This window comes from Saccharomonospora piscinae (genome assembly GCF_005862235.1).
Classification (GTDB): Bacteria; Actinomycetota; Actinomycetes; order Mycobacteriales; family Pseudonocardiaceae; genus Saccharomonospora; species Saccharomonospora piscinae.
In genome coordinates this window covers 880,441-893,082 of the sequence record NZ_VCEK01000003.1, presented here as the reverse complement: position 1 = coordinate 893,082, position 12,642 = coordinate 880,441, and the positions used below count along the sequence as shown (strand labels likewise).

The following is a 12,642-nucleotide window of genomic DNA, read 5'->3' as shown; positions in this document are numbered from 1 at the left end:
GCGGTCGGCGCCGGCCGCGGTCACCGCGATAGCCCGCCGACCGCCGCCGCGAACGCCTCGCCCCGCTCGGCGTAGTCGCGGAACAGGTCCATCGACGCCGCAGCGGGCGCGAGCAGGACCGAGTCGCCAGGGCGCGCCAGTGCGCGCGCCGCCGTCACCGCCGCAGTCATGGGCTCATCGTCGCCCGAAGACACCCGGTGGACCAGCACATCCGGCGCGTGTCGCGCCAGCGCCTCGGCGAAGCGGCCCGCGTCGGTGCCGAGCAGCACGACGCCACGCAGCCGGTCCGCCACGGCGGCGACCAGCTCGTCGACCGACGCGCCCTTGAGCAGCCCGCCCGCGATCCACACCACGCTGGGGTGCGCCAGCAGCGACCCCGCCGCCGCGTGCGGGTTGGTGGCCTTGGAATCGTCGACGTAACGCACACCGTCGATCTCCGAGACCTCGACCGCCCGGTGGGCACCCGGCCGGAAGCGCCGCAGCCCCTCGGCGACCGCGCCGGGCTCGACCCCGACCGCGCGCACCAGTGCGGCCGCGGCCAGCGCGTTGGCGACCCCGGGCGGGCCACCGGGGCGGACATCGGCGAGGGTGGCGAGTTCGTCGGCCGACCGCGCGGGCTCCGCCACGAAGGCGCGGTCCACCAGCAGCTCCTCCACCACGCCCAGCTCGCCGGCCCCGGGACTGCCGAGCCGGAAGCCGACCCGGCGCGCGGTCCCGGGCGCGTACTCGCCGGCCAGCGTGCGGGACCACGGATCGTCGAGGTTGGCCACGACGGTGGCCGACCCGCGGTGGATCGTGCCCTTGGCCGCCGCGTACGCGGCGATGCCGCCGTGCCAGTCGAGATGGTCCTCGGCCACGTTGAGCACCACCGACGCGGCAGGCGCCAGCGTGCTCGACCAGTGCAGCTGGAAACTCGACAGCTCCACCGCGAGTGTGGAGTGTCCCGCGAGCACCGCGTCGAGCACGGCGAAACCCACGTTGCCGCAGGCCACGGCGTCCACTCCGGCGGCACGCAGCATCGACTCCACCATGCCCACCGTGGTGGTCTTGCCGTTGGTTCCCGTCACCGCCAGCCACGTCGGCGGATCGGGGCGCGCCGCGCCGACCCGCCAGGCCAGCTCGACATCCCCGATCACCTCGACGCCCGCGTCGGCCGCGGCGGCCAGCAACGGCGCCGACGGCCGCCAGCCCGGACTGGTCACGACCAGGTCCGTCCCCTCCGGCGGCGCGGCCAGGCCGGGGACGAGCCGCACCCCGGCGAGTTCCGACAGCGCGCCGAGCCGGGTCGCGTCGGCATCGGTCACCGTCACCCGCGCGCCCATACCGGAGAGCGCGGCGGCCACCGAGCGGCCGGTGACTCCGGCACCGGCCACGCAGACGTCGGCCCCGGCGAGATCCATGATTCGGCTCACCCTCCTCCGAGACCCAGCTGTTCGCTGTAGAACAGGCCGAGACCGAACATGCAGCAGATGGCCGCCAGCAACCAGAACCGGATGATGACGGTGGTTTCCGCCCAGCCTGCCAACTCGAAGTGGTGATGGAACGGCGCCATGCGGAACAACCGCTTCCGGGTGGTCCGGAACACGGCGATCTGCAACACGACCGAGATCATCTCGACGACGAAGAGACCGCCGATGACGATCGCCAGCAACTCCGTGCGGGTCGTCATCGACAGACCCGCGACGAGTCCACCGAGCGCGAGGGAGCCCGTGTCACCCATGAAGATTTTCGCGGGTGCGGCGTTCCACCACAGAAAGCCCACGCAGGCACCGGTCGCCGCCGCCGCGACGACGGCGAGGTCGAGCGGGTCGCGGACGTTGTAGCACGCGGGCTGGAACGCCTCGACGCAGCTCAGCCTGGCCTGCCAGAACGAGATCACCACGTACGTCGCCAGCACCATCGCGCCCGCGCCACCCGCGAGTCCGTCGAGACCGTCGGTGAAGTTCACCGCGTTCGACCACGCCGACACCAGCAGGTAGCAGAACAGGACGAAGATCGGCACCGGCAGCAGGATCAGCTCGATGTCCCTGGCGTACGACAGGTTCTGCGACGCGGGAGTCAGCCCGTTGTCGTCGGGGAACTGCAGCACCAGGATGGCGAACGCGACGGCGACCAGGAGCTGGCCCACCAGCTTGGCCGTCTTGTTCAGCCCGAGATTCCGCTGCTTACGGATCTTGATGAAGTCGTCGAGGAACCCGACGATGCCCAGCCCCACGGACAGGAACAGCACGAGCAGGCCCGAGACCGTGGGACCGTCATTGCTGGTGCCGCGCCAGAAGTCGACGAGGTGGGCGACGAAGTAGCCCACCACCATCGCCACGATGATGGCGACCCCGCCCATGGTCGGTGTGCCGCGTTTCGACCGGTGCCCTTCGGGGCCTTCCTCCCTGATCTCCTGCCCGAAACCCTGTTTCGAGAAGAACCGGATCAGGTACGGCGTGAGCAGGATGGAGACGCCCAGCCCCACGGAGGCCGCGATCAAGATGCTGATCACGCTGGAATCCTCCCGAGCCGTGTGCCGCGATCGTCGTCGCCTGTGCCGTCATGCGGTGAGTCGTATCGCCTCACGCGCCTCCGTCCTCCTTCACCAGCGCGTCGGCCACCCGCCACAACTCGGCGGCCTTCGATGCCTTGACAAGAACCACGTCGTCGGGCCGCACGTGCGCGCGCAGCAGCGCGACGGCGGCGTCCGTGTCCGGTACCAGGACCGACTCCTCTCCCCATGAACCTTCGTGGCTCGCGCCGTGGTGCATGGCGGCAGCCTGCTCGCCCACCACGACGAGCCGGCTGACGTTCAGCCGGACGGCGAGCCGACCGATGTCGTCGTGCGCGGACACGCTATCGGCACCGAGTTCGCCCATGACACCGAGGACCGCCCAAGATCGTCGTTGCGCGGTCATGGAGGCCAGAGTCTTCAACGCGGCCCGCATCGACTCCGGGTTCGCGTTGTAGGAGTCGTTGAGAATCGTGACGCCGTCCTGGCGGGTGGTGACCTCCATCCTCCGCCCCGACCGGCGCGTCGCCGTGCCCAGCCGACCGGCGACGTCGGCCAGCGGAGTGCCCACCTCCAGCGCGACGGCCGCGGCGGTCAGCGCGTTGCCGACGTGGTGCTCACCGACGAGCCGCAACGTCACCTCGGCACGCTCGCCTCCGGCCACCAGGTCGAACGTCGCGTGCGCGTGCTCGTCGAGCCGCACGTTCTCCGCGCGCACGTCGGCCGTGGGCCCCTCGCCGACACCGACCACGCGCGCGCTGGTCCGCTCGGCCATCGCCGCCACGAGCGGGTCGTCCACGTTGAGGATGGCGACACCGTCCGGCGGCAGCGCCTCGACGAGTTCCCCCTTCGTCCGCGCGATGCCCTCGCGCGAGCCGAACTCGCCGACATGGGCACTGCCGACGTTGAGCACCGCGCCGATGCGGGGCGGTGCGACGGAGGCCAGCTGCGCGATGTGCCCCGGCCCGCGCGCCGACAGCTCCAGCACGAGATGCCGGGTGCGCGCGTCGGCGCGCAGGGCCGTCCACGGGTGGCCGAGCTCGTTGTTGAACGACCCCGGCGGCGCGACGGTGGGGCCGAGCGGTTCCAGCACCTGCGCGATCAGGTCCTTGGTCGAGGTCTTGCCGGACGAGCCCGTCACGCCCACCACCGTCAAGCCGGTCTCCGACAGGCGGGTCACGACATGCCGCGCCAGCGCGGCGAGCGCGGCGAGGACGGCGGCTCCGGAGCCGTCGGTGTCACCCGTGAGCGCCACCGAGCGGGCGTGTGCCTCGCCCTCCGGGAGTGGTGGCACGATCACCGACGGCGCCGGCACCTCGCGGGCCGCGAGCACTCCCGCCGCTCCGGCGTCCATCGCGGTGGCCGCGAAGTCGTGCCCGTCGGCCCGCTCGCCCGGGAGGGCGACGAACAGCCCGCCCCGGGTGAGCGCGCGCGAGTCGAACTCCACGGTCCCGGTGACCCGCTCGTGCCCCTCAGCGCGGTGCAGCCGCCCGCCCACGATTCCGGCGATCTCATCCAGCGTGAGTTCGATCATTGCGGCTCACCCAGCCTCTCCCGGATCGCGGCTTCCAGTTCGTCCCGGTCCGAGAACGGGTGGACGACACCCGCGACCTCCTGCCCGGTCTCGTGCCCCTTGCCCGCCACGAGCACCACGTCGCCCGCCTCGGCGTGGGCGACCGCGGCGGAGATGGCCTCACGACGGTCCCCGATCTCCCGGACCTCGCAGCCCTCGGACGGACCGACGGCACGCGCCCCCGCGAGCATGGCCTCCCGGATCACCGCCGGGTCCTCGCTGCGCGGGTTGTCGTCCGTGACGATCACCAGGTCGCTGCCCCGCACCGCGGCCTCGCCCATCATCGGGCGCTTGGCGGTGTCCCGGTCGCCACCGCAGCCCAGGACCGTGATGATCCGGCCTTCCGTGCGCGCCCGCAGTGCCGCGAGCGCCTGCGTCACGGCCGCGGGCTTGTGCGCGTAGTCGACGACCGCCGTGAACGGCTGACCCAGATAGACCCGCTCCATCCGGCCGGGCACCTCGACCGAGGCGAGACCGGCCACGATGTCGTCGAGGCCGACACCCACGGTGTCGAGCACGGCGGCGGCCAGCACCGCGTTGGCGACGTTGAACTCACCGGGCAACGGCAGCGTCGCCTTCGCGGCGCGCCCGTCCGGCGCGTGCAGCGTGAACGACTGCTCGCCCGTGGGCGTGAGCGCGATGTCGTCGGCACGCCAGGCCGCGTCGCTGTCGGTCTCGGTGGACACGGTGACCGTCTGCGGGGTCACCAGTGCCTGCCCCCACGCGCTGTCGAGCACGACGACCTCGTGGGTGGAGCGACCGTCGAACAGCAACGACTTGGCGGCGAAGTAGTCCTCCATGTCGCGGTGGAAATCGAGGTGGTCCTGCGACAGGTTCGTGAAGGCACCCACGGTGAAGCGGGTGCCGTTGACCCGTCCCAGCGCGAGCGCGTGGCTGGAGACCTCCATCGCCACGTGCGTGACCCCGCGTTCCACCATCGCGGCGAACAACGCCTGCAGATCCGGCGCCTCGGGGGTCGTGAACGCGCTCGCCAGCCGCTCGGTGCCGATGCGCGTCTCGACCGTGCCGATGAGTCCGGTGTGGTGCCCGGCAGCGCGCAGGCCCGACTCCACGAGGTAACTGGTCGTGGTCTTGCCCGACGTGCCGGTGATGCCCAGCACGGACAGCGTCAGCGACGGCTCGCCGTAGACCCAGGCCGCCACCGCACCGAGTACCCCGCGCGGGTCGGAGTGCACGATCACCGGCAGGCCGGAGTCCCGCACCGCGGGCCGCTCGGCCCCGTCCTCGTCGGTCAGGACGGCGACGGCGCCCGCGGCCACGGCGTCGGCGGCGAAGTCGGCGCCGTGCGCCCGGGCACCGGGCAGCGCGGCGAACAGGTCACCCGGGAGCACCTGCTGCGCCCGCAGGGTCGCACCGGTGACGACCACGGAGTCGGCGGTCACGGGGTCCGCGATCAGCCGCGCGTCCGCCCGCGCCACCAGCGTCGTCAGGGGCACCGGTTCGATCAGGTTCGGCCGGGGCGGTGCGACCGCCGCCCTCGGAGGGTCGTCCTGGCGTGACCGTCCCCGCGCGCGCGCCTCGTCGTTGTTCACAGACACGCCGGAAGGTTACCCAGCAGGCCAGCGCAGCGCTGAGCCGCCCGCTCGCCCGGGTGCCTACCTTCACGACCTGCCACTGGTCCGATCCGGGGATTGTGCCAGAGCGGGACGACAACTTTCCACCAACTGCTCGTGAACTCGGTCGATGTTCCCCTACCGTCGGTTCATGAGCCGACGTGGAACCGCCTCCGCACTGCTGGCCCTCGCCGCCGCGCTCACCACCGTCACCACGGTGCAGGCCCCGGCGGCGACCGCCGATCCGACGACACTTCCGGCCGAGCACTTCCGCCTGGCGGAGGGCCCGTACAACCCGACGATCTCGCTTCTCGACGACCTCCTGCCCACCGTGTCGTTCGGCAGCGTGCTCGACAGCGCGAACCGGTCGGCGACGAGTTGCTCACCCGGCGCCGAGCACCAGGTCACCGCGTTCTGCTGGAACTCAGGGGACAACGGCACGGCCGACTGGTACCCCCAGGGCATCAGCTCGACGGCCGACGCCTACGGCAGCGGTACCTACGAAGGCGAGACCGCACTGTTCGTGAGTTGGTACTACCGGCACAGCGATCCCGACAAGGGCGCCCGTGTGTCCTTTGTCGACTACTCGGACCCGGCCGCACCGGCCTACCGGCACGTGCTCCTCGTCGAGCCGTACGTCAACGGATCCGGGCAACCCGACTACCGGCCCGTCCCGGTCCACGCGGGCGGCATCTTCGCCTACGGGCACCTCCTCTACGTCGCCGACACCTGGGGCGGCTTCCGGGCGTTCGACCTGCGTCACCTCTGGCAGGTCTCGACCGGCGACAAGAGCCGGATCGGCAGGCAGGCGGACGGCAGCTACCACGCCTTCAACTACCGCTACGTGCTGCCGCAGGCCCACACCTTCACGGCATCCACCACCGACGGGACGGCACGCCTGCGCTTCTCGGCCGCCTCGCTCGACCGCACGAGCACCCCCGACAGCGTGGTGGTGCCCGAGTACGACGCCGATGGAACGGGCACCCGCGTGGTCCGCTTCCCCATCGACTACACCGACCGCAAGTTCCGCGAATCGGCCGACGGCTACACCCACGCCACCGAGGCGTACCGGGTCGACATCAACAGCATGCAGGGAGCCACGGCGATCGACGACACGTTCTACGTCTCGGCCAGCGCCGGGTCGGGCAGCCGGGGTTCGCTGCACACGTTCACGGCGACGAGCGGCCCCACCCGGCACGCGGGCGCGCAGCCGGTCGGGCCCGAGGACCTGTCCTACTGGGGCCCGAGTGACCAGCTGTGGGGGCTGACCGAGTATCCGGACCGGCGCTCCGTTTACGCCGTCGACCCGTCGGGATTCTGACCACCGGCCTCCCCGCGCGGAGTGCCGATCTGCCGCAGCCGTCGCGGTCCGGTGTCGGGCCGCGACGGGGACGGCCCCAGCACGACGCGCGCGTTCGTGACGAAGGCGCCCTCCGGTGAGGCCAGCACCGGGTCCAGTGCCAGCGACCGCACCTCGGGATGGTCCTCGGCCAGCGCGGCCACCCTCAGGACGAGGTCCTGCAACGCGGCGAGATCGGCGGGCTCGTCGCCCCGGTAACCCGTCAGCAGCGGCGCCGTCCTCGGCTCCCGCACGAGCGTCGCCGCGTCCACGTCCGTCACCGGCACCGCCCGGAACGCCTGGTCACCGAGCAGCGTGCTCACGACACCGGACAACCCGAACGACACGAGCGTGCCGAACGACGGGTCGTCCTGCAGCCCGATCGCGCACGACACCCCCTTCGGCGCCATCCGCTGCACGTACACGTCATCGAGCCCGGAGACCTCCCGCAGTCCCCGGTAGCCCACCCGCACCGAGTCCGCCGACGACAGGTCGAGCCGCACGCCCGCGAGATCGGGCCGGTCGCGCAACGTGTCGTCGAACGCCTTGAGCGTCACGGGGTAGCCCAGCTCGGCCGCGGCCGCCACCGCGTCGTCCTCGCCCGACACCACGCGGAACGCCACCACGCGGATGCCGTAGCAGTCGAGCAACCGCACCATGTCGTCCACCGGCACGACCACGGTGTCGTCGCCGGCCAGGTCGCGCACGATCTCCTGCGCCCGCTCCGGGTGCAGGTCTCCGGGGCGCGCCAGCGCTCCCTGCGTCCTGCGCCGCCACTCGGCGTAGCGCGCCACCCGCGCCAGTGCGTTCACGGCACGTTCCGGACTCGGGTACGACGGGATCGAACCGAACTCCACCGTGCCGCCGTCGTCGGTGACGGCCAGTTCGGCCGGCACGCCCTCGGCCGCGAGAAAGGTGGACACGATCGGCTTCTCCGGCGCCGCCGGAGCCAGTTGCGCCGCGCGCACCGTCTCGCGCAACGCTCTCGCGTAGGCCGTGCCCGGGGTGGCCACCGGCGGAACGAAGACCACCACGAGCGCGTCCACTTCGGGCGAGGACAGCGCCTGTCCCACGGCTGAGGCGAACGCGTCCGGCGACGCCTGTGAGCCCACGTCGACCGGTTCGGCACCGAGGCTCAGGCCCTGAGCGCGTGCGGTGTCGGCGGCGAGCAACGCGATCGCCGACGAGTTGCCGACGATGCCGATCCGCGAGCCCGAGGGCAACGGCTGGTTCGCGAACACGAGCGCCGTGTCGAACAACTGCGCCAGCGTGTCGACCCGCACCACACCGGCCTGCTCGAACAGGGCCTGCACGCTGGACTCGTCGATCTCGGTGGAGGTCGCCGCCAGCTGGGGTCGCACCGCGTGCCTTCCCGACTTCACCGCCACCACCGGCTTGCTGCGCGCGAGGCGCCGGGCGAGCCGGGCGAACTTGCGCGGGTTGCCGAACGACTCCAGATACAGCAGCACCACGTCGGTGCGGGGGTCGGTCTCCCAGTACTGCAGCAGGTCGTTGCCGGAGACGTCGGCACGGTTGCCAGCCGACACGAACGTGGACAGCCCCAGGCCCCTGGCCTCCGCGTCGGCGAGGATCGCGATGCCCAGCGCGCCCGACTGGCAGAAGAAACCCGTGCGCCCCCGCCCGGGCAGCTTCGGCGCCAGCGTGGCGTTCAGCCGCACGGCCGGATCGGTGTTCAACACGCCGAGCGCGTTCGGGCCGACCACCCGCATCCCGTGAGCCCTGGCTTCACCCACCAGCCGCAGTTCGGCGTGCAGCCCGTGCGGACCCGCCTCCGCGAACCCGGCAGAGACGATCACCAGGGTCTGCACACCCTTCGCGAGCGCTCCGTCGAGCACTGCCTCCACCTGGTCCGCGGGCACCGACACCACGGCCAGATCGACCGGGTCCGGGATGTCCAGCACCGAGGGGTACGCACGCACGCCGCGCACCGCGACGTGCTCGGGATTGACGGGGTACACCGGTCCCGCGAAGTCCGCGGCCAGCAAGTTCGACAGGACCGCGTAGCCGATCTTGGTGGAGTCGGTGGAGGCACCGATCACCGCCACCGACCGGGGGTGCAGCAGGTTGTGGACGCTGCGCGCCTCGGCCGCCTGCTCCCGAGCCCGCGCCACGGCGAGCGACTCCTCCGTGGGATCGATGTCGAACTCCAGGTGCAGCAGCCCCTCCTCGAAGGCCCGGCTCACCTGGTAGCCGGCGTCCCGGAACACCCGCGTCATGGCGGCGTTCTCGGCCAGCACCTCCGCCACGAACCGGCGCAACCCGCACTCCGACGCCGCCGCCGCGAGATGCTCCAGCAGGATCGAACCGAGACCCCGGCCCTGGTGCGCGTCGTCCACCACGAACGCGACCTCCGCCGACGACTCGGACAGGCGCTCGTACCGCCCCACCGCGACGATGTCGTCGCCGAGCAACGTCACGAAGGCCACCCGGTCGTGGTGATCGACCGTCGTGAAACGCCGCAGGTCACGGGCCGGGATGCGCGGATAGGCGCCGAAGTACCGCAGGTACCGCGTGCGCTCGGACAGGCGCGCGTGCAGCGCCACGATCCGGTCGGCGTCGGTGGGCACGATCGGACGCAGATGCACCGGCCGCCCGTCGGCCAGCACGACGTCCGCCTCCCAGTGCCGGGGATAGTCGAAGGGATCGCGCCCGTCGCCGTCCCCGCGGGTGGCCTCTGGCGTCTCCCCGGACCGTTCACTCCGGCGTTCGTCCCCGGACTCGGCCATCGGCTCCACCCACCTCAGTCCCTCGGATCGTCCGGGTCCAGTCCGTGCAGCGGGAACACGGCCCGGCGCGTGTCCCGCACGGCGACGTCCACCGGATCGTCCAGTCCGTCACCCCACCGCGCGAAGCCGGGACCGGCCGCTCCCGCGCCGTCGGTCATGCGCACCGGCAGCTCCGCGTTCGGCGCGAGCGAACGGACGTGGTCGGCCCAGTCGCGCGGCAACGCCGTCTCCGGCGCCACGTCGCGATCCAACACCGTGGCCAGCAGATGTGTCCACGACCGCGGCACGACCCTGATCAACTGGTAACCGCCGCCGCCCACAGCCAGCCACCTGCCCTCGGCGTGGGTGTCGGCCCACTCCCGCAACGTCCGGTAGATCTCCCGGTGCCCGTCCACCGACAACGCGAGATCGGCCAGCGGGTCCTCGTCGTGCGAGTCGACCCCGCACTGGGTCACGAGAACCTGCGGGCGGAACTCCGCCAGCAGCGACGGCACCACCGCGTGGAACGCCCGCAACCATCCCGAGTCGCCGGTCGCGGGCGGCAGCGGCAGGTTCACCGCGCTGCCCTGGGCCTGCCCCTCACCGATCTCCGCCGAGTACCCGGTGCCGGGAAAGAGGGTGAACGGGTGCTGGTGCAGCGACACCGTGAGCACGCGCGGGTCGTCGTAGAAGGCCGCCTGCACCCCGTCACCGTGATGCACGTCGGTGTCGACGTAGGCGATGCGGTCGAAACCGTGATCCAGCAGCCACGAGATCGCGACCGCGCAGTCGTTGTACACGCAGAACCCCGACGCCGCGTCCCGCCGCGCGTGGTGCAGGCCCCCCGCGATATTCACCGCGCGGTCCGCCCTGCCCTCCGCGATACAACGCGCGCCCAGCAGTGTCGACCCGACCACCAGCGACGACGCCTCGTGCATACCGGTGAACACGGGGTTGTCGGGCGGGCCGAGACCGTGCCCGACGTCCCAGCCCACCATCGGCGCCTGTTTGACCGCGGCCAGGTACTCGGCGGTGTGCGCGCGGAACAGATCCTCTTCCGCGACCGGCTCGGGCACGAGCAGCGGCACGTCGTCCAGCACCCCGAGCGCGGTGGCCAGCCGGACCGTCAGGTCGAGGCGCACGGGATTGAACGGATGGTCCTCGCCCAGGTTGTAGGCGAGCACTGCGGGATCCCACACCACGGCCGAACTCGACATGACTCGAGAGCCTAGAGCGTGGCCGGGCCGGGAGCGGGCCCGGTGGCGGCGGGACGGTCCGGGTCCGCGACCCAGTTCGACCACGAGCCCGCGTAGAGCGCGGCCGGGCGGTCGCGGCCCGAGACCTCCAGCGCGAGCACCACCGAGCACGCCGTGACGCCGGAACCGCAGTACACCCCGACCTCGGCCTGCTCACCCACGCCGAGCGCATCGAAATGCCGCGCGAGTTCCGTACCGGAGCGCCACCGGCCGTCGTCACCGGTGTGCGCCGCGAACGGCGCGTTGCGGGCACCGGGGACGTGCCCGGCCCTCGGATCGACCGGCTCGGACTCCCCGGTGTAACGCTGCGGCGCCCGCGCGTCGAGCAGCACACCGCCACGAGCCGTGCGCGCCGCGCCGTCGGCGTCCAGCACCGGCATCGCACCCGGCTCCACCACCACGTCGCCGTGCCGGGGCCGCGGGATGACCGTGCTGACCGCGCGCCGCTCCGCCGTCCAGGCAGCGAACCCACCGTCGAGCACCGCCACCCGGCGATGCCCGGCCCACCTCAGCAACCACCACGCGCGGGCCGCCACGGATCCGTCACCGTCGTCGTAGGCGACCACCACGCTCCCGGTACTCACTCCCGCCGAGCGCAGGGCGTGTTGCAGTGTCGCGGGGTCGGGCAGCGGATGCCGCCCCGCGGCACCCGGTTCACCGGCCAGGTCGTGCTCGACATCCAGGAATACGGCTCCGGGCACGTGCCCTTGTTCGTAGGAGGAACGTCCCGGCGGCCCGTTCAGCCGCCAGCGCACGTCGAGCACCGTCGGCGGGTGCTCGGTGTCCAGCAGTTCGGCCAGATCGGCGGTCGAGAGAAGCGGTCTCATGTGGCCATCCTGCCCGCGCAGCGGCATCACGGGCGGGATGGCGCGCGGGAATGCCTGATCGCCTGCCTTCGACGTCGGTACCAGCCACTACCATGATTAGGGCGAACAAAGGGGACAGGCGTGAACGATCTCATCGACACAACCGAGATGTACTTGCGCACCATCTACGAGCTCGAGGAGGAGGGGGTCGTACCGCTTCGCGCTCGTATCGCGGAGCGGTTGCATCAGAGCGGCCCCACCGTGAGCCAGACGGTGGCGCGCATGGAACGGGACGGTCTGGTGGTGGTGGCCGACGACCGGCACCTGCAGCTGACCGACCACGGCCGCGAGCTGGCTGTCGCGGTCATGCGGAAGCACCGGCTCGCCGAGCGACTGCTCGTCGACGTCATCGGGCTGGAGTGGGAGCACGTCCACAACGAGGCGTGCCGCTGGGAACACGTGATGAGCGAAGCGGTCGAACGCAAGCTCGTCGCGCTGCTCAACAACCCGACCACCTCGCCCTACGGCAACCCGATCCCGGGTCTCGACAAGCTGGACGCGGGTGAGCCCGCTCCACCCGCCGAGGCCGACCTGGTGCGGTTGGACGATGTGGCCAAATCGGGCGGCGGCCAGGTGGAGATCCGCCGGATCGCCGAGCACGTCCAGCTCGACGAGGACCTCATGGGCGAGCTGCGCTCGGTCGGGATCGTACCGGGTCGCCGCGTGAAGATCGGCAAGATCGTCAGTGGTGATCCGACGGTCGAGGTCTTCGACGAGGCCTCCTCCGCGCGTATCCCGACGACGGCACTGCACGCCGTGCTGGCCCAGACGCGGTAACACGCGGACGCTCCCGGACCCGTACGCGGACCGGGCT

9 protein-coding genes are annotated in these 12,642 nt (G+C 71.9%); 2 read left to right on the top strand and 7 right to left on the bottom strand.

Going from position 1 to position 12,642, the window contains the following annotated elements:
* Positions 1-20 precede the first annotated feature (20 nt).
* From murD to FFT09_RS15335, 4 genes are all read right to left on the bottom strand, one after another.
* Complete coding sequence (murD, locus tag FFT09_RS15350) at positions 21-1,400, bottom strand: UDP-N-acetylmuramoyl-L-alanine--D-glutamate ligase (RefSeq protein WP_138383076.1); 1,380 nt, start codon at positions 1,398-1,400, stop codon at positions 21-23.
* A gap of 8 nt (positions 1,401-1,408) precedes the next feature.
* Positions 1,409-2,494: a phospho-N-acetylmuramoyl-pentapeptide-transferase gene (mraY, locus tag FFT09_RS15345; RefSeq protein WP_024877145.1), complete on the bottom strand. Its 1,086-nt coding sequence runs from the start codon at positions 2,492-2,494 to the stop codon at positions 1,409-1,411.
* 70 nt (positions 2,495-2,564) lie between these two features.
* On the bottom strand, positions 2,565-4,028 hold the full coding sequence (locus FFT09_RS15340; RefSeq protein ID WP_081191205.1) for a UDP-N-acetylmuramoyl-tripeptide--D-alanyl-D-alanine ligase: 1,464 nt from the start codon (positions 4,026-4,028) through the stop codon (positions 2,565-2,567).
* Positions 4,025-5,620 carry a UDP-N-acetylmuramoyl-L-alanyl-D-glutamate--2,6-diaminopimelate ligase gene (locus tag FFT09_RS15335; protein ID WP_208544442.1) on the bottom strand — a complete coding sequence of 532 codons (1,596 nt, stop codon included), beginning with the start codon at positions 5,618-5,620 and terminating at the stop codon, positions 4,025-4,027. Before FFT09_RS15335 ends, FFT09_RS15340 begins: the two co-directional genes overlap by 4 nt.
* A gap of 172 nt (positions 5,621-5,792) precedes the next feature.
* On the opposite strand from FFT09_RS15335, the gene FFT09_RS15330 reads away from it, so the two are divergent.
* On the top strand, positions 5,793-6,962 hold the full coding sequence (locus FFT09_RS15330) for a hypothetical protein (protein ID WP_138383075.1): 1,170 nt from the start codon (positions 5,793-5,795) through the stop codon (positions 6,960-6,962).
* On the opposite strand, the gene FFT09_RS15325 is transcribed toward FFT09_RS15330, so the two are convergent.
* Genes FFT09_RS15325 through FFT09_RS15315 form a run of 3 tightly spaced genes read right to left on the bottom strand, consistent with a single transcriptional unit; the run spans position 6,935 to position 11,789 of the window.
* On the bottom strand, positions 6,935-9,727 hold the full coding sequence (locus FFT09_RS15325) for a bifunctional acetate--CoA ligase family protein/GNAT family N-acetyltransferase (protein ID WP_138383074.1): 2,793 nt from the start codon (positions 9,725-9,727) through the stop codon (positions 6,935-6,937). The genes FFT09_RS15330 and FFT09_RS15325 overlap by 28 nt on opposite strands.
* 14 nt (positions 9,728-9,741) lie before the next feature.
* Complete coding sequence (locus FFT09_RS15320; protein WP_081191207.1) at positions 9,742-10,923, bottom strand: acetoin utilization protein AcuC; 1,182 nt, start codon at positions 10,921-10,923, stop codon at positions 9,742-9,744.
* Between the two features lie 11 nt (positions 10,924-10,934).
* Positions 10,935-11,789 (bottom strand): sulfurtransferase, encoded by an 855-nt coding sequence (locus tag FFT09_RS15315; protein WP_138383073.1) that lies wholly within the window; start codon positions 11,787-11,789, stop codon positions 10,935-10,937.
* 120 nt (positions 11,790-11,909) lie between these two features.
* Here FFT09_RS15315 and FFT09_RS15310 point away from each other — a divergent pair, with 120 nt between their 5' ends.
* Positions 11,910-12,605 carry an iron-dependent transcriptional repressor DtxR gene (locus tag FFT09_RS15310; protein WP_024877152.1) on the top strand — a complete coding sequence of 232 codons (696 nt, stop codon included), beginning with the start codon at positions 11,910-11,912 and terminating at the stop codon, positions 12,603-12,605.
* Positions 12,606-12,642 lie beyond the last annotated feature (37 nt).

Excerpts from the sequence above, each read along its gene's own strand:
- FFT09_RS15315 (WP_138383073.1), bottom strand. The coding sequence starts at position 11,789 with ATGAGACCGCTTCTCTCGACCGCCGATCTGGCCGAACTGCTGGACACC.
- FFT09_RS15325 (WP_138383074.1), bottom strand. The coding sequence starts at position 9,727 with ATGGCCGAGTCCGGGGACGAACGCCGGAGTGAACGGTCCGGGGAGACG.
- FFT09_RS15320 (WP_081191207.1), bottom strand. The coding sequence starts at position 10,923 with ATGTCGAGTTCGGCCGTGGTGTGGGATCCCGCAGTGCTCGCCTACAAC.
- FFT09_RS15330 (WP_138383075.1), top strand. The coding sequence starts at position 5,793 with ATGAGCCGACGTGGAACCGCCTCCGCACTGCTGGCCCTCGCCGCCGCG.
- murD (WP_138383076.1), bottom strand. The coding sequence starts at position 1,400 with ATGGATCTCGCCGGGGCCGACGTCTGCGTGGCCGGTGCCGGAGTCACC.
- FFT09_RS15340 (WP_081191205.1), bottom strand. The coding sequence starts at position 4,028 with ATGATCGAACTCACGCTGGATGAGATCGCCGGAATCGTGGGCGGGCGG.